16 protein-coding genes are annotated in these 14,651 nt (G+C 59.7%); 4 read left to right on the forward strand and 12 right to left on the reverse strand.

Annotation, left to right across the window (positions count from 1 at the left end):
• Nucleotides 1-130 precede the first annotated feature (130 nt).
• Complete coding sequence (locus JZZ72_RS12920; protein ID WP_043861483.1) at nucleotides 131-382, forward strand: hypothetical protein; 252 nt, start codon at nucleotides 131-133, stop codon at nucleotides 380-382.
• A gap of 53 nt (nucleotides 383-435) precedes the next feature.
• On the opposite strand, the gene JZZ72_RS12925 is transcribed toward JZZ72_RS12920, so the two are convergent.
• The 4 genes from JZZ72_RS12925 to JZZ72_RS12940 all read right to left on the reverse strand — a co-directional run bounded on the left by JZZ72_RS12925 (nucleotide 436) and on the right by JZZ72_RS12940 (nucleotide 2,325).
• Entirely contained in the window at nucleotides 436-618 is a 183-nt protein-coding gene (locus tag JZZ72_RS12925; protein WP_078480403.1) for a DUF6021 family protein, read from the reverse strand.
• 84 nt (nucleotides 619-702) lie between these two features.
• Complete coding sequence (locus JZZ72_RS12930) at nucleotides 703-882, reverse strand: hypothetical protein (protein ID WP_080922870.1); 180 nt, start codon at nucleotides 880-882, stop codon at nucleotides 703-705.
• Between the two features lie 104 nt (nucleotides 883-986).
• A complete protein-coding gene (locus JZZ72_RS12935) occupies nucleotides 987-1,160 on the reverse strand; it encodes a hypothetical protein (RefSeq protein WP_167400190.1) in 174 nt (57 codons plus the stop codon).
• 121 nt (nucleotides 1,161-1,281) lie between these two features.
• Nucleotides 1,282-2,325: an ABC transporter substrate-binding protein gene (locus JZZ72_RS12940; protein ID WP_054914548.1), complete on the reverse strand. Its 1,044-nt coding sequence runs from the start codon at nucleotides 2,323-2,325 to the stop codon at nucleotides 1,282-1,284.
• A gap of 192 nt (nucleotides 2,326-2,517) precedes the next feature.
• On the opposite strand from JZZ72_RS12940, the gene JZZ72_RS12945 reads away from it, so the two are divergent.
• Entirely contained in the window at nucleotides 2,518-4,470 is a 1,953-nt protein-coding gene (locus JZZ72_RS12945) for an oxidoreductase (protein WP_043861480.1), read from the forward strand.
• A 45-nt stretch (nucleotides 4,471-4,515) separates the two neighbouring features.
• A complete protein-coding gene (locus tag JZZ72_RS12950; RefSeq protein WP_043861479.1) occupies nucleotides 4,516-5,118 on the forward strand; it encodes a helix-turn-helix domain-containing protein in 603 nt (200 codons plus the stop codon).
• Nucleotides 5,119-5,165: 47 nt separating this feature from the next.
• Here the strand turns inward: JZZ72_RS12950 and JZZ72_RS12955 are convergent, their stop codons facing one another.
• The 3 genes from JZZ72_RS12955 to JZZ72_RS12965 all read right to left on the reverse strand — a co-directional run bounded on the left by JZZ72_RS12955 (nucleotide 5,166) and on the right by JZZ72_RS12965 (nucleotide 6,172).
• Complete coding sequence (locus tag JZZ72_RS12955) at nucleotides 5,166-5,339, reverse strand: hypothetical protein (RefSeq protein ID WP_167400191.1); 174 nt, start codon at nucleotides 5,337-5,339, stop codon at nucleotides 5,166-5,168.
• A 40-nt stretch (nucleotides 5,340-5,379) separates the two neighbouring features.
• A complete protein-coding gene (locus JZZ72_RS12960) occupies nucleotides 5,380-5,574 on the reverse strand; it encodes a hypothetical protein (protein WP_054914550.1) in 195 nt (64 codons plus the stop codon).
• Between the two features lie 82 nt (nucleotides 5,575-5,656).
• A complete protein-coding gene (locus tag JZZ72_RS12965; RefSeq protein WP_210014535.1) occupies nucleotides 5,657-6,172 on the reverse strand; it encodes a DUF4142 domain-containing protein in 516 nt (171 codons plus the stop codon).
• Between the two features lie 196 nt (nucleotides 6,173-6,368).
• On the opposite strand from JZZ72_RS12965, the gene JZZ72_RS28005 reads away from it, so the two are divergent.
• Complete coding sequence (locus JZZ72_RS28005; RefSeq protein ID WP_255001044.1) at nucleotides 6,369-6,503, forward strand: hypothetical protein; 135 nt, start codon at nucleotides 6,369-6,371, stop codon at nucleotides 6,501-6,503.
• Nucleotides 6,504-6,766: 263 nt separating this feature from the next.
• Here JZZ72_RS28005 and JZZ72_RS12970 read toward each other — a convergent pair whose 3' ends face one another.
• The 5 genes from JZZ72_RS12970 to JZZ72_RS12990 form a co-directional block, all read right to left on the reverse strand.
• A complete protein-coding gene (locus JZZ72_RS12970) occupies nucleotides 6,767-7,825 on the reverse strand; it encodes a linear amide C-N hydrolase (protein ID WP_116054068.1) in 1,059 nt (352 codons plus the stop codon).
• A gap of 547 nt (nucleotides 7,826-8,372) precedes the next feature.
• Nucleotides 8,373-8,723 (reverse strand): copper-binding protein, encoded by a 351-nt coding sequence (locus tag JZZ72_RS12975; RefSeq protein WP_054914552.1) that lies wholly within the window; start codon nucleotides 8,721-8,723, stop codon nucleotides 8,373-8,375.
• Nucleotides 8,720-11,878, reverse strand: coding sequence for an efflux RND transporter permease subunit (locus tag JZZ72_RS12980; RefSeq protein WP_210014536.1), 3,159 nt, complete (start codon nucleotides 11,876-11,878; stop codon nucleotides 8,720-8,722). Before JZZ72_RS12980 ends, JZZ72_RS12975 begins: the two co-directional genes overlap by 4 nt.
• Nucleotides 11,875-13,359 (reverse strand): efflux RND transporter periplasmic adaptor subunit, encoded by a 1,485-nt coding sequence (locus JZZ72_RS12985; RefSeq protein WP_058540154.1) that lies wholly within the window; start codon nucleotides 13,357-13,359, stop codon nucleotides 11,875-11,877. The genes JZZ72_RS12980 and JZZ72_RS12985 overlap by 4 nt, the downstream gene beginning before the upstream one ends.
• The gene (locus tag JZZ72_RS12990) at nucleotides 13,356-14,612 is read right to left on the reverse strand and encodes a TolC family protein (protein WP_043861473.1); all 1,257 of its coding nucleotides are present in this window, start codon (nucleotides 14,610-14,612) and stop codon (nucleotides 13,356-13,358) included. The genes JZZ72_RS12985 and JZZ72_RS12990 overlap by 4 nt, the downstream gene beginning before the upstream one ends.
• Nucleotides 14,613-14,651: the final 39 nt, after the last annotated feature.

A 14,651-nucleotide genomic window follows, 5' to 3' on the forward strand; every position in this document is an offset into this window, starting at 1 on the left:
CGCCCCCACCCCGCAACCTGCTGTAACGCAACCGGTCGCCCCCTCGCGACATCCGGTGGAATCCCTGCCGCCCTGGCCTGTCGGAAGCTGTGCAACGCCCTTCATACCCATGAACACTGCGAGGCAGGCAATGACCAATCAAACACTGCAAAACGAAGTACTCACCCGGCTGTACCACGCCCACCCGAACGGGTTGGGCAAGGAAGTGCTGGACAACTTCGAAGGCGAAAAGGCGGTGGCCGAGACGCTCAAGCAACTGCAGGACAAGGGGTTGATCCAGGACGGTGCGGTCACCGTTGGGGCCGACGATGAACCGTCAGTGCGTTACCCTATCAAGCTCAGTGCGGCGGGTGTGACCGCGGCCAAGGCAGCCGGCGGCTGATTGCACGGCTGATTGCAAAAAGGCCCGGCATTGCGCCGGGCCCTTGTTTGCGGCTACTCGCCAAGAAGCGGTGGCTTGCGTGGTTCTGGCCCGCCCTTGGGCGCCTTGGCCGGGCCTACCGGATCCACCTGCGGGTCATCCAGGTCTGGCGAATCGGGATCAAAGTCCAGCGTGTCCCGTTCAGAGGCGTGCTCGGATGAATGCGGTCCTTCTGGTTTGTGCTGATTACCGGTCATCAATACCTCCACGTCGTCGAATGGGGCCAGGCATCCGGGTGTCTGCCAGCGATCCCCCCAGCCCCCTGGCAGACGCCCCTGCGCTCAATCATTGGGCAGCGGCATGTCTTCGTCATCGGGCACGCCATCACCGCTGGCCGGGTCTTTCCAGTCCTCGGGACGATCTGGCGTGAACACCGGTGGGCGTGCCAGCGGATCGACGTCTTCGGGAGCCGTCGTCGGTTGAGTGGGGTCTTGGGCTTGGGCAGTCACTTGGTCAGTCATGGAACACCTCGCCAGCAAAGGCCCGGAACATCCGGGCCCTGTCAGTTGGAGGTCAGGCCGCGGCCAGGGTGCAGCACACGCGACGAATGGTGAAGCCGGCGGGGCTATGGGTCTTCGGGCTGGTCATCGTCATCGTCGAGCAGACCCCAGGCATCATCGTCCTCGTCATCCTCATCCATACCGCCCGCCTCTGGCTCGGGGGCAATGTATTGATCGTGAAATTCGTGGTCGAGCAGGTGGTCGTGCTCGGGTTCGTGGATATCGTCGTCATCGTGCATGGAACGGGCTCGCCGGCGGTTCTGGTAAGCGCGTATTTAACCAGACTTTGAAGGGGCGCCGCGCGCCCCTTCACAGCTGAGCCCGCTCCTGCAGAACGGTGCAGGAGACGGGCTGCAACGGCTACTTGGTAGCCCAGGCGTTGAACCGCTCCTCCAGTTCGTCACCATGATCGACCCAGAACTCGACGTTCATCGACAGCGCCCCTTGAAGGTTCTGCGGCGAGGTCGGCACCCAGCTGGCCAGCGACGGGTCCAGCTTTGCCGCGGCCTGGGTGTTGGTCGGGCCGTAGGGAATCTGCTGTACATAGCGCACCTGCGCTGCCGGGTCGTTGGTGTAGGCGATCAGCCGCTTGGCCTGGTCGACATGTTTGGAGCCCTTGATGATGGCCCAGTAGTCCATGCCGTACAGGCTGCCGGGCCATACCACCGCCAACGGCGCACCGGCCTGCGCGGCACTGGCGATGCGCCCGCTGTAGGTGGAGGTCATCACCACGTCACCCGCCGTCAGCCACTGCGCCGGCTGCGCGCCAGCCTCCCACCACTGGATGTTGGGCTTGAGCTCGCTCAGCTTGGCAAAGGCGCGGTCCACGCCCTCGGGGGTGGCCAGTACCTTGTAGACGTCCTCGACCTTGACGCCGTCGGCCAGCAGTGCGAACTCCAGGTTGTACACCGCACGCTTCCTCAGGCCGCGCTTGCCCGGGTATTTGTTCACGTCCCAGAAGTCGGCCCAGGAGGTGGGCGCCTGGGCCAGTTTGTCGCGGTCATAGGCGATCGCCACGCTCCACACCAGCGCCGCCGAGCCGCACGCCTGGGCAGCGTCCGGGATCAGCTCGTCGGCATGCCCCAGCTGCTTCCAGTCGAGGGGTTCGTACATGCCTTCGTCGCACCCGCGCATCAAGTCAGGCCCTTCGATCTGCACCACATCCCAGTCCACATTGCCAGTGTCGACCATGACCTTGATGCGGGCCATTTCACCGTTGTACTCGCTCTGGATCAGCTTGCTCTTGTCCTGGGCACTGAACGGCTGGAAGAACGCCACGTCCTGGGCCTTCTGCCCGGCACCGCCATAACCCACCACGACCATCTGCGGAGCTGCCTGGGCACTGCCCAGGCCCAGGGCAAGCAGCACTGCATACAGGCCTGGTTTACGCGGGAACGCTTTCATCGATGGATCCTCCTGCGGGTACCACTCGGCCTGGCGCCGGCGTGGTCCACTTTCTTGTTTTTGTGAGGTAAGCCCCTGCACTGGGGTGACTCGACGCTAATCAAACCCAAGTAAAAAAACAAGTTGATTTTTTACTGTCGGTACACTTTCATAGAAAAATAATAACAACACCCCCGCTGGAGCCTGACCACCATGTCGACCGCCTTCGCGCACCTGTTCACCCCGTTGCAGATCCGTGGCAAGCGCCTCAAGAACCGCATCATGTCCAGCGGCCACGACACCTCGATGCCCACCGACAACCTGGTCAACGAACAGCTGATCGCCTATCACCAGGCCCGGGCCGAAGGTGGTGTGGGGCTGATCGTGCTGCAGGTGGCCGGCGTACACGACAGCGCCCGCTACACCTCCCACGTGCTGATGGCCACCGATGACGCCTGCATCGAGGGGTATCGCCGGCTGGCCGAGACCTGCCATGCCCACGGCACCGTGGTGCTGTCGCAGATCTTTCACCCGGGCCGCGAGATCATGGAGTCCAGCGACGGCTTGCTGGCGGTGGCCTACTCGGCCTCGGCGGTGCCCAACGAACGGTTCCGGGTGATGCCGCGCGAGCTTGACCAAGGCATGATCGACGAGATCGTGGCCGGCTATGCCGCGGCGGCGCGGCGCCTGCATCAGGCGGGCGTGGACGGCGTGGAGGTGGTGGCCAGCCACGGGTACCTGCCCGCCCAGTTCATCAACCCTCGGGTCAACCGGCGTAGCGACGGCTACAACGGCGACCTTGAACAACGTTTGCGCTTTGTGCGCGAGGTCATCGCCGCGGTGCGTGCCAGCACCGACGAACACTTCATCATCGGCCTGCGCATCAGCGCCGATGAACGCGACGCCGAGGGCCTGAGCGAAGATGAATCGCTCGGCGCGGTGAAGGCCCTGCAAGGGCAACTGGACTATGTGCATATTGTGGCCGGCACCTCGGCGTCCCTGGGCGGCGCGGTGCATATCGTGCCGCCGATGGCCATCGAGGCCGCCTATCTGGCCCGCGAGGCGGGCACCTTCAAGGCCAGCCTGGACATTCCGCTGTTCGTTACCGGGCGCATCAACCAGCCCCAGGAGGCCGAGCTGATACTTGCCCGCGGCCAGGCCGACGTGTGTGGCATGACCCGCGCGCTGATCTGCGACCCGCAGATGCCGAACAAGACCGACAGCGGCCGGGCCGAAGACGTGCGTGCCTGCATCGCCTGCAACCAGGCCTGTATCGGGCACTTCCACAAGGGCCTGCCGATTTCGTGCATCCAGCATCCGGAGACCGGGCGCGAGCGGCAGTTCGGCCAACTGCAGCCTGCCACGCTGCGCAAGAAGGTGATGGTGGTGGGCGGCGGCCCGGCCGGCATGAAGGCTGCCGCGGTAGCGGCGGCCCGTGGTCATCAGGTCACCCTGTATGAGGCTGCCGCCCAACTGGGTGGCCAGGTGCTGCTGGCGCAACTGCTGCCACGGCGCAGCGAATTCGGCGGTGCCAGCACCAACCTGCAACGCGAGATGCAGTTGGCCGGCGTGGAGGTGGTGCGCAATACCCGGGTCGACCGCGCGCTGGTCGCGCGCGAGCAGCCGGATGCCGTGATCGTCGCCACCGGTGCCGCGCCCTACTGGCCGGCTTTCGAGCGCGGCGGCGAGTTGCAGGTGGTCGACGCCTGGCAGGTGCTGCGCGAGCAGGTACAGGTCGGTCGCTCGGTGATGGTGATGGACTGGCGCTGCGACTGGATCGGGCCGGGCATCGCCGAACGCCTGACCCGCGCCGGGCATCAGGTGCAACTGGCGGTCAACGGTACCCACTGCGGCGAGAGCCTGCCGTTGTATGTGCGTGACCAGATGGCCGGCGAGCTGCACAAGCTGGGCATCCCGATCACGCCCTATGCGCGGCTGTATGGCTGCGACGACAGCAGCGTCTACCTGCAGCACACCGCCAGCGGCGAGGCGATGATCTTCGAGGGCATCGACACCCTGGTGCTGTGCCACGGCCATCACCCGGTCGACACCCTGGCCGGCGAGATCCAGGACCTGGCCGCAGTACACCGCATTGGCGATTGCCTGGCGGCACGTACCGCCGAGGAAGCCATCTATGAAGGCCTTAAAGTCGCCGCGAGCCTGTGAGGCTGTTTATACTCCGGGCCTTTGCAGGGCTGATCGGATAACGCCATGAGCAACAACAGCAAGCTGCCGCCCACCGCCGAGGACGGCAGCGCCGCGCCGCACTTTCTGGGCACGCGCATTCGCGGGCTTCGCAAGCGTCGCGGCATGACCCTGACCGAGCTTGCGCAACAGAGCGAGCTGACCGCCGGCTATATCAGCCAGCTGGAACGCAACCTGTCGTACCCCTCGATACCGGCACTGTTCAATATCGCCCGCAGCCTGGGCGTGACCATCCAGTGGTTCTTCGCCAGCGAGGCGGTCACCGCCCCCGAGGACAGCGGCTACGTGGTGCGCCGGCAGAGCCGACTGAGCGTGCATTACGAAGACGGCATCGTCGACCAGTTGCTCACCCCGCAACCCAACCGCGAACTGGAGATGCTGCATTCGCGTTTTCCGCCGGGTACCTACAGCCAGCAGAGCTACAGCCATGAGGGCGAAGAAGCCGGGTACGTGCTGTCCGGCCGCTTCGAGCTGTGGGTGGGGGATCGCCATTTCGAACTCGGCGAAGGCGACAGCTTCAGCTTCTCCAGCCAGGAGCCGCACAAATACGGCAACCCGGGTGAAGTGGATGCGGTGGTGATCTGGGTGATCACCCCGCCCACCTTCTGAGCCCTGCGCCCCAAGCCTCGGCTGACTGGGGCGCACGTTCGCTCAAGCTAGTTGTTGGGGGGTTGCCGAGGCGCCGGCTCCGCAGGGGGCGTGTCGGGCTTTTGCATCTGCAGGGAAGACTTGCTGCGATCGGTATCCTTGTCGACATGCTCGGGCTCGTTGAAGCACCCTTGCAGCATCGACAGGCTGGCGACCAGCAACGCCAACGCGGTCAGTTTCATGACGTTAACCTCCAGGCACTGCCGGCATTGGCAACGCCCCTCAGTGGAAGATAAAGGCATTGGCTTCCTTCACCAGCTCGCGCCACTCGCGACTGCTGATGATGCCCGCCACCTCGAGTGCATCGGCGGCCATCAACGCCTTGTCGTAACGCTGCTCGGCGTCCAGTGACGCATGCTCGTGGACCAACGCCTGTCGCCAGTTCTGCAACGCCTGCCTTTTGTCCGTGTCGTTCATCGTCACCTCTCCTCTACGACTGGAACGGTGCGTACTGCATTGCCAATGGCCAGCGCGTGCGCACTGGCCAGCGGGCATTCACTCAGGGTTGGGCTGCATCACCGCCATGTGCGCTGGCAAGTGCCCTGGCCTTGGTCAGATGCTCTTTCAGCGTGGGCAGGGTTTTCTCGGCGAACGCCTTGAGCTCGGCATCGGTGCCGTCCTTCACATAGTTCTCGAACAGCTCGATGGTGGCCTCGTGCGCCTTGACCTGGTTGTTGGCATAGGCCTGGTCGAACGACTTGGCGCTACGCAGCTCCAGAATCATCGCCTTGGCCTTGTCCACCAGCATGGCATCATCCGAGACTTCCAGCTTTTTGCTGGCAGCGATGGCCTTGAGCTTCTCGTTGGCTGCGGTATGGTCCTTGACCATCATGTCGGCAAAGGCCTTCACGTCGCTGGCGCTGCCCTTCTCCTGGGCCAGCTTGCCGGCTTCCACTTCGGCGATGCCTTTGGCCGAGGCGTCTTCCACGAAATCGTCGGCGTCCTGGGCCGCGTGTACCGCGCCTGCCAGGGTAAACGCCAGCGCAAAAGCGCTGCTTCGCAACAGGGTATTCATCATGAAATCCTCGTTCTGTTTTTCGGGAACTGCGTTTGAGGTACCGCTGTTCATGTGAGCGCGTGGCAGCGTGGGTGGTTCATCTTTTTTGCCTGGCCTGTTTGCGGTCGTCGATACACGGGCAAAAAAATTGAATTAGCCCGACACCCGCCCGGTCCAGACCTATGAACGCAGTAAATCTGACGAGGTAACAGCAATGACTATCGAAGCAGAGACACTCGTACAACTGACCGACGCCCTGCGCAAACGCGGCCTGACCCGCGTCTCGGACATCACCTTCATGCGCGCGCCCTACCGGCACAATCATCGCTGGACCTGCACGGTGAAATAGCAATCATTCAGACCAATCCCGTAATTTTCACAAGCCTTTCACATTCGAAGGCTTATGGTTGACCCAGCTCCTAGTAGAAACCTTTAAGCCCGCTCCCCCCCATCGCGGGCTTTTCTTTGTCTGGGATTTGGGTTGTCACAGGCAGGCTGATGACCGAGCCGCCTTTTGTTCAACGCACACAAAAGCGCTCGACCTCATGATTGCCGAGGCGAGCGCTGTTGCGTCCTGAGTGTAAATGTCAGGGATCAAGTCGCTGGTGCAATTCAAATCCCCTCGAATTTGAACGGTGCTGACTCTTCGAAGCGGGCGGACACTTCGCCGGCATACACGTTTGCCTGGTTAGGCCCCAGGTCCAGCTTCTTCACCTTGCCGGTTTTCTGGCTGAGGTCCAGCTTCTTCAGGTCAACCCAGAACGTATTGGGCGTGACTGCGGACTCGAAAAAATACTGCTTGTGTTTATGGTCCGCCACGGTGCGCCAGCGCGTGGATGAGATATTGGGCTGATCTGGCGTTGTAATGCCGTACGGCACCGAGACGTTGCGAATCACACTGAACACACTGGCCAGTGACAGCCGCGCATCCTCATGCTTGGGCACGGCATTTACGTAGAAGGACGCACGCGCAAAGCGATCAGGCGAGCGGTTGGTGCCAGGCAACATCTGTGTTCCGTCAATGCCTTGCCAATAAGCATACATTTCCAACTGCTCGTCGAACTTCGGCGAGTTCGTCATCACTTGATATTTTCTGTCGTGGTGAATGACTTGCTTGCCATCGATATATTCAACGATTGCGCTATCGCCCGACGCATCGGACATTGAAAGGTGCAGCGTTGCCAGGCGGGTTTCGTTCGGAACCTTGGATGTCACCACGTGAAACGGTTCGGCCTTGAGCGCCTCGACCGCTTCAGCCACGGTCTTGAAGTTATCCAATACGTACTGAGCCCATGCCGAGATACTGAGCCCTGGCTTGCCCTGTTCGAGTGCTGGATATTCTGATTCCACCAGCCACAGCAGGTTTGCAGATAACCCGGCTTCGTTGATGCCGTCGGTGGTGGAAATATCGTAGCCGGACGCAATGACACTGCCGTACTTCGACGTCCAGGTAACCGAATTGGGGCCTGCCTCACCGTGGCGCTTCATGCCCTGGGGGAACACCCACAGGTTGGTTTCCACATCCTTCGCCCAGTCCATTGAGCGTGCCGTTATGATCTGTTGGTTGTCTCCAAGAAAAACCAGCCGCGTGCAGGCGTGCACCACGGGTATCGATGAACAGAAACCGACCAGGGCCAGTGCAATTCCTTTTGCTGCGGGTGAAAGTTTCATTCCTTTGATTTCCTTGACCAAACTGATTATCAACACGCGCGAGCCCAGGCCTTCAAGCGAACGTGCAAGCACCTGGCTCGGTAATGACAAATAGTGTTTGATCGTCAATGACGACAAACATCAGCCAATAAAGCACGCACATATCAGAAATCAAGATTTGAGGGGACAAACAGCGTTCGCTTACAAGTACCGCAGCCTTGGCTTACCCCACTTGGGTCGATTCGGTGTTTTTCCATTTTGTGGTTGCACGGGGCGCGGATGCGCCGGCCGAGCTGGTCCAGGTCGGTCATACCCGTCAGATCGGCGAAGGCTTCGTCGATATAAAGGAAAGATGTCAACCCATGGAGATCAGTTTGAATGAACAGTTGGCGGGGTTTAGAGCAAGTTTCCGGCGTCCATAGACCACACGCATTTTCACAGAAATGGATCACGTGGTGTCCATGGTAAATACGCGAATTGTGGCGACGATCAGATGGCGGATTTTAGCAAGGGTAGCCTTTCCAAACCGGCACGACAGAGCGTGCCGGTAGTTCTCATCGCTACAGTCTTATTTTTTAATGGAAACGATTGCGGCTTTGCCATCCTTTACCCTAAAGGAAAACGATACATGGTCTCCGACCTTCAGACCTGCCAGCAGATCCTCCGTCACTGAAAAGGCCATAGTCATTGGGGGCCATTGCACCGCTGGCACAGCTCCGTGGGAGATGGTCACCGTATGCTTCGAAGTATCCATAGCCTTGATGGTTCCCTCAGCGTCAGCAACTGGAGCCTGTTTTGTTTCCTGCTCCATCTTCATGCCCTCCATACCATCCATTCTCATACCCGGCATGTCCTGCGAGTAGGCAGAAAGTGAAAACATAAACGCGGTACTGGCAGCTGCGATCAGGGTCAGTTTCATACGAATTTTCCTTGTGGTTTGATCGGTTCAACGATGAGGTGCCGGCGACGCATCAGGCGATAGGCTGCCGGAATGACAAACAGGGAAAGCAAGGGGGCCGTGACCATGCCGCCAACCATGGGCGCGGCAATGCGGCTCATCACTTCGCTACCAGTGCCACTGCCCAACAGGATCGGCAGCAAACCGGCAATAATGACCGCCACGGTCATGGCCTTGGGTCGAACGCGCTGCACAGCGCCTTCACGAATCGCTGCCACCAGCCCGCGCTCAGTGCTGTCGCCGAGGTCTTCCCGTTCGGCCCAGGCATTCTTCAGGTAGAGCAGCATGATCACACCAAACTCGGCGGACACACCGGCCAAGGCGATAAAGCCGACCCCGGTGGCGACCGATAGGTTGAATCCCAGCAGATAGAGGAACCATGCTCCGCCCGTAAGTGCGAATGGCAGCGTGGCCATGATCAGCAAAGCCTCATCGAAGCGTGCGAACGTCAGATAGAGCAGCACGAAGATGATCAGCAGCGTGGCAGGCACCACCAGCTTGAGTCGTGCGTTGGCCCTTTCGAGAAATTCAAACTGTCCTGAATAGCTCAGGCTCATTCCGGGCTGCAACTTGACCTGCTCACTGACGATTCGGCGCAGATCAGCGACCACCGAGGCAATGTCTCGACCACGCACATCGATGTATACCCAACCCGAAGGTCGTGCGTTTTCGCTCTTGAGCATCGGTGGGCCATCCGTGACCTTGACCTTCGCCACTATGCCGAGGGTGATCTGGCTCCCTAGCGGGGTATAGATCGGCAATTGCTCCAAGGCGCCGACCGAATCACGCCACTCCCGTGGGTAGCGCACGCTGATCGGAAAACGGGCGAGCCCTTCAATGGTCTCCCCGACGTTTTCACCACCGATAGCACCGGCCACGATGGACTGCACATCGGCAATATTCAGCCCGTAGCGCGCGGCGGCTTTGCGGTCGATATCCACGTCGATGTAACGGCCACCGGTCAGGCGCTCAGCCAGAGCTGAACTGACACCAGGCACACCCTTGGCAACGCGCTCTACCGCCTGAGTAGCGGCGTCGATCTCCGTCAGGTTGGTGCCGGCAACTTTCACCCCGATGGGACTCTTGATCCCAGTGGCCAGCATGTCGATACGGTTGCGAATCGGTGGTATCCAGATATTCGTCAGTCCAGGGACTCGCACCACTCGATCCAGTTCTTCCACCAGTTTTTCCTGGGTCATGCCTGCACGCCATAGCTCGTGCGGTTTGAATTGAATGGTGGTTTCGAACATCTCTAGCGGCGCGGGGTCGGTGGCAGTTTCCGCGCGTCCCGCTTTACCGAAGACATGTTCGACTTCGGGCACGGTTTTGATCAGGCGGTCGGTCTGTTGCAGCAATTGCGCTGCTTTCTGTGCCGACAAGCCCGGCAAAGCCGAAGGCATATAGAGCAGATCACCCTCGTCCAGCGGCGGAAGAAACTCACCACCCAAGCGCGACATTGGCCATAGCGCACTGACAAAAATCAGTAGCGCCAACAGCAATGTGATCTTAGGTCGACGCAAGACCATATCCAAAGCCGGCTGATAGATTCGGATCAGCCAACGGTTTAACGGGTTCTGCTGCTCATTGGGTATTCGCCCTCGAATCCAGTAGCCCATCAGCACGGGCACCAGAGTCACAGACAATCCCGCCGCTGCGGCCATGGCGTAGGTCTTGGTGAACGCCAATGGGCCAAACAGCCGTCCTTCCTGAGCCTCAAGGGTGAATACCGGAATGAACGACAAGGTGATGATCAATAGGCAGAAGAAAAGTGCCGGGCCTACCTCTGCCGCTGCTTCAGTCATCACATGCCAATGACGCTCCCCCGTTAGCTCCTCATCCGGATTGGCTGCGTGCCAGGCCTCGATTTTCTTGTGGGCGTTTTCGATCATCACTAAGGCGGCATCGACCATGGCACCAATGGCGATGGCTATTCCGCCCAAGGACATGATGTTGGCGTTGATACCCTGGTAACGCATGACGATGAAGGCAATCAATACACCAACCGGTAAGGAGATAATCGCCACCAGGGATGAGCGCAGGTGCCAGAGGAAGATCCCACACACCAAGGCGACGACGATGAACTCCTCGATCAGCTTGTGACTGAGATTATCGACAGCGCGGTCGATCAGCTTGCTGCGGTCGTAGGTGGTGACGATTTCCACACCAGCCGGCAGACTGCTTTTCAGTTCATCGAGCTTGGTCTTGACCGCTGCAATGGTTTCGCGAGCATTCTTGCCGCTACGCAAAATCACCACACCACCGACGGTCTCACCTTCGCCGTCGAGTTCGGAGATGCCCCTGCGCATTTCCGGCCCTAACTGAATCGTGGCGACATCACCCAGGGTCACCGGCACACCGCCTGAACCCAACTTAAGCGGGATCGCTCGAAAGTCATTAAGTGTCTTTAAATAGCCCGACGCCCGCACGATGAACTCGGTCTCTGCCATCTCCAACACGGCACCACCGGTTTCCTGGTTAGCTTTGCCGATAGCCTCGCTCACCTCGACTTGCGTGATGCCGAGGCTGGCCAGTTTGAGCGGATCGAGCTGCACCTGGTACTGCTTTACCATGCCTCCCACGGTAGCCACTTCCGCAACGTTGGGCAAAGTCTTGAGTTCGAACTTGAGGAACCAGTCCTGAAGAGCGCGAAGCTGTGCCAGGTCGTGTCCGCCACTGCGATCTACCAGTGCATATTGATAGATCCACCCCACCCCTGTCGCATCCGGCCCCAACGCCGGCTTGGCACTGGCAGGCAATCGACTTTGTATTTGGCTCAGGTATTCCAGCACCCGCGAACGGGCCCAATACAAGTCAGTGCCGTCTTCGAACAACACGTAAACGAAGCTATCACCAAAGAAGGAGTAACCACGTACCGTCTTGGCACCCGGCACCGAGAGCATGGTGGTGGCTAACGGATAGGTGACCTGGTTCTCGACAATCTGCGGCGCCTGGCCTGCGTAAGGTGTACGGATGATTACCTGTACATCAGAGAGATCGGGCAGCGCGTCTATAGGGGTGCTCTGCACCGACCAAATGCCCCAAGCCGTAACGAACAATGTCGCCAGTAGCACTAGGATACGGTTGGCCACTGACCAACGAATCAGGGCCGCGATCATGGCTGGCTCCCCGATTTATCCAAGCGATCCACACGCAAACCATCATCGGTTTGAGTAACTCCGATACGAACCTTGTCACCCGTTTCAAGTCCCTGCATCAGTGCCGGTTTGGCAAGCGGGAAAGTCATCGTCATACCAGGCATGCCCAACGTCTTGAAAGGGCCATGGGCAAGAGTGACCTCTTTGTCGTTGATCTCAACAATCTGCCCATCCGCTTCATGTAAGCTGGAGCCTGCTGCACCTGGTGGTGACTCGTCCTCCGCCCCTATGACAACGCCCTTAAGGCTGGCCTCCGAGTCGAGCAGGAATTGGCCAGACGTAACCACCTTCTGACCTTCTTCCAAGCCCTTCAGGATCGCCGTTCTACCATCGCTTTCCTGCCCAAGTTGGATCTCCACAGGACGGTAGCGACCCGCGCCTGCGGCGAGCATCACCAGAGCACGTCGACCAGTGCGAATGACGGCCTCGCTTGGCACCCACAGGACACTCTGCTCGGTCGAGCGGTTCAGACGTACCTCCGCCGACAGACCTGGTCTCAGGTGACCGTCAGGATTGGGCAGCTCCACCCGCACACGAATTGTGCGACTGTCCGAGTTGGTCTCGGGCAAAATCGCGCTGACCTTGCCATTGAGTGTTGTTCCCGGAAAGGCAGGCAAGCGCGCTTCGACGGTCTGTCCTAAGGTGAGAGTTCCGGCTTCCGATTCTGGAATGGCCACGGCCAGCCAGATACTGCTCAAGCCGTTCACACGTGCCAGAGTATCGCCAATCGCCACGGTCATGCCTGCACGAACATTCAATTCTTGCAGCACACCACCTATAGGGCTGGTGAGCGTCAAGTAAGGCTGAACCTTGCCACTACGCCCGACCTGAGTGATCAGTGCCGCTGGCATTCCCGTGAGCAGTAATCGTTGGCGGGCCGCAGCCAGTAGCTCAGCATCCCCGCTGCGTTTCAGGGCAAGGAACTCCGTCTGGGCGGCTGCCCACTCTGGCACTAGGATATCCGCCAATGCCGCGTTGGCCTTGAGCACGTCACCGGGAGCATGGGCGTAGACCCGCTCCACAAAACCACTGGTGCGAGCCTGAATCACCGCGACATCACGCTCGTTGAACGCCAGGATGCCTGTCACATTGAGGCTGGAATCCAGGACACCACGGGTGACGGTCGCAAAACGCAGCCCGAGATTTTGAGTCAAGCTCGGATCAATACTCACAGTTGCCCGATCCCCTGCACCGCTGGCGTACTGGGGAACCAACTGCATGTCCATGAAGGGGGATTTACCCGGCTTGTCGAATTTTTGTTGCGGGTACATGGGATCGTACCAATACAGGGCTTTCCGCTCGTTTGGAGAATTGAGGCTCTGCTCTGGAACGGTACTTGGCACTTCGCTCATGCGCAGATGAGCGAACCAGTACCCACCGGCTACACCCAATGCCAACGAGATGCGTATCACCAATGACCCACTCCATTTTTTTAGGCTCATTGGCTGGTCTCCCCATAAGCGAAATACAGGCGCGCACTGGTCAGCGCTCGTTGCTCCTCCACGTCGATCTGTTTGAGGCGCGCTTCGACGAGTTCACGTCGGGCGGCAACCACGGCGCTCAAATCGCCTTTGCCCGACCGATAACTCGCCATACTGAGTTCGACCTTTTCCTTGGCCAGAGGCAACAGGCTTTCCTGATTTCGACGCACCGCACGATTCAGGCGCTCATAGTCGGCCAGTTCGCTCTCCAATTGCTGAGTGTGCTCGCGTGACAGGGCTTCGCGCTCGGCCTCGAGCTGGCTGAGTTCAGCCTGCTTGGCAGCGATTTTGGGGGTTTGGCGCGAGTCAGGAAACAGAGGTAAATCCCAAGAAAATTGCACGCTGACCATATCGCCGAACTCACGGCCACGATGCTGGTAATCCACTTCCCAGCTCCAGTCCGACTGCTTCTCTGATACGGCTTCCCGAACCTTGGCCTGCGCTTCGCGGGTCATCGGTGCAAACGCAGCCAACTCGGGATGGTGTTGCAGCCTATGGGAGTAGCCTGAGGTGTCGACCGGCCATTCAGGAAAACTACCCACAGGCTTGTCGTTAGCGGCAGAACCAATCCAGCGTTTGAGAGCCGCTTGTGCTTGCGCTCTTTGGAGAGTCAGATCGTCCTGTTGTTCTGCCAGTTTGGCTGCTTCTTGTTTGGGTGTCACCGCGTCAGCAGGTTGAGCGCGGCCACCGGCAATCTGAGCCCGTACAGTATCGGCTAGCAGGAGATTTTCTTTGTAGAAGTCCTGAAACAGTGCATCTTTGCGCTCAACCGAGTAACTACTGATCCAGGCCAATGCCGTGGACTGGCGTACCTTCAGACGTTCGACTCGACGCTCCGCAGAGGCGCGATCAATAGCTGCATCGGCGACCTCAATCCGCGCTTTGCGCTTGTCGCTGTTGGGCATCTCCTGTCTGACCCCGACCATTTGCATGGTCATGAAGTCTTGGTCGATGCTCCAGCGATCCGGGCCCCCAATGGGGTAGTTCTGCACGCCCATCAGCAGCTTGGGATCAGGTAATTCACCGGCTGGAATAGCTGCACTGCTGGCAGCTTGAATTTTGGCATCTTGTGCGGTCAGCGACGGCGCATTGTTTTCGGCCAGACGCAGAGCTTCATCGAGCGTCAATGGCGCAGCGAAGCTCGGCAATGCCAGCACGCTTGCCGCCAAGCCGGCCATAAGAGACCAGCCTGTGCAATTGCACTTGGAGTTCATGTTTACGATTCCTGTGATCATCCACTGCACGCGAAAAAA

Source organism: Pseudomonas palmensis, assembly GCF_017848315.1.
Classification (GTDB): Bacteria; Pseudomonadota; Gammaproteobacteria; order Pseudomonadales; family Pseudomonadaceae; genus Aquipseudomonas; species Aquipseudomonas palmensis.

What these genes read in the sequence shown, in the direction of transcription:
- JZZ72_RS12920 (WP_043861483.1), top strand. Translation starts at nt 131, where the DNA reads ATGACCAATCAAACACTGCAAAACGAAGTACTCACCCGGCTGTACCAC.
- JZZ72_RS12925 (WP_078480403.1), bottom strand. Translation starts at nt 618, where the DNA reads ATGACCGGTAATCAGCACAAACCAGAAGGACCGCATTCATCCGAGCAC.
- JZZ72_RS12930 (WP_080922870.1), bottom strand. Translation starts at nt 882, where the DNA reads ATGACTGACCAAGTGACTGCCCAAGCCCAAGACCCCACTCAACCGACG.
- JZZ72_RS12935 (WP_167400190.1), bottom strand. Translation starts at nt 1,160, where the DNA reads ATGCACGATGACGACGATATCCACGAACCCGAGCACGACCACCTGCTC.
- JZZ72_RS12940 (WP_054914548.1), bottom strand. Translation starts at nt 2,325, where the DNA reads ATGAAAGCGTTCCCGCGTAAACCAGGCCTGTATGCAGTGCTGCTTGCC.
- JZZ72_RS12945 (WP_043861480.1), top strand. Translation starts at nt 2,518, where the DNA reads ATGTCGACCGCCTTCGCGCACCTGTTCACCCCGTTGCAGATCCGTGGC.
- JZZ72_RS12950 (WP_043861479.1), top strand. Translation starts at nt 4,516, where the DNA reads ATGAGCAACAACAGCAAGCTGCCGCCCACCGCCGAGGACGGCAGCGCC.
- JZZ72_RS12955 (WP_167400191.1), bottom strand. Translation starts at nt 5,339, where the DNA reads ATGAAACTGACCGCGTTGGCGTTGCTGGTCGCCAGCCTGTCGATGCTG.
- JZZ72_RS12960 (WP_054914550.1), bottom strand. Translation starts at nt 5,574, where the DNA reads ATGAACGACACGGACAAAAGGCAGGCGTTGCAGAACTGGCGACAGGCG.
- JZZ72_RS12965 (WP_210014535.1), bottom strand. Translation starts at nt 6,172, where the DNA reads ATGAATACCCTGTTGCGAAGCAGCGCTTTTGCGCTGGCGTTTACCCTG.
- JZZ72_RS28005 (WP_255001044.1), top strand. Translation starts at nt 6,369, where the DNA reads ATGACTATCGAAGCAGAGACACTCGTACAACTGACCGACGCCCTGCGC.
- JZZ72_RS12970 (WP_116054068.1), bottom strand. Translation starts at nt 7,825, where the DNA reads ATGAAACTTTCACCCGCAGCAAAAGGAATTGCACTGGCCCTGGTCGGT.
- JZZ72_RS12975 (WP_054914552.1), bottom strand. Translation starts at nt 8,723, where the DNA reads ATGAAACTGACCCTGATCGCAGCTGCCAGTACCGCGTTTATGTTTTCA.
- JZZ72_RS12980 (WP_210014536.1), bottom strand. Translation starts at nt 11,878, where the DNA reads ATGATCGCGGCCCTGATTCGTTGGTCAGTGGCCAACCGTATCCTAGTG.
- JZZ72_RS12985 (WP_058540154.1), bottom strand. Translation starts at nt 13,359, where the DNA reads ATGAGCCTAAAAAAATGGAGTGGGTCATTGGTGATACGCATCTCGTTG.
- JZZ72_RS12990 (WP_043861473.1), bottom strand. Translation starts at nt 14,612, where the DNA reads ATGAACTCCAAGTGCAATTGCACAGGCTGGTCTCTTATGGCCGGCTTG.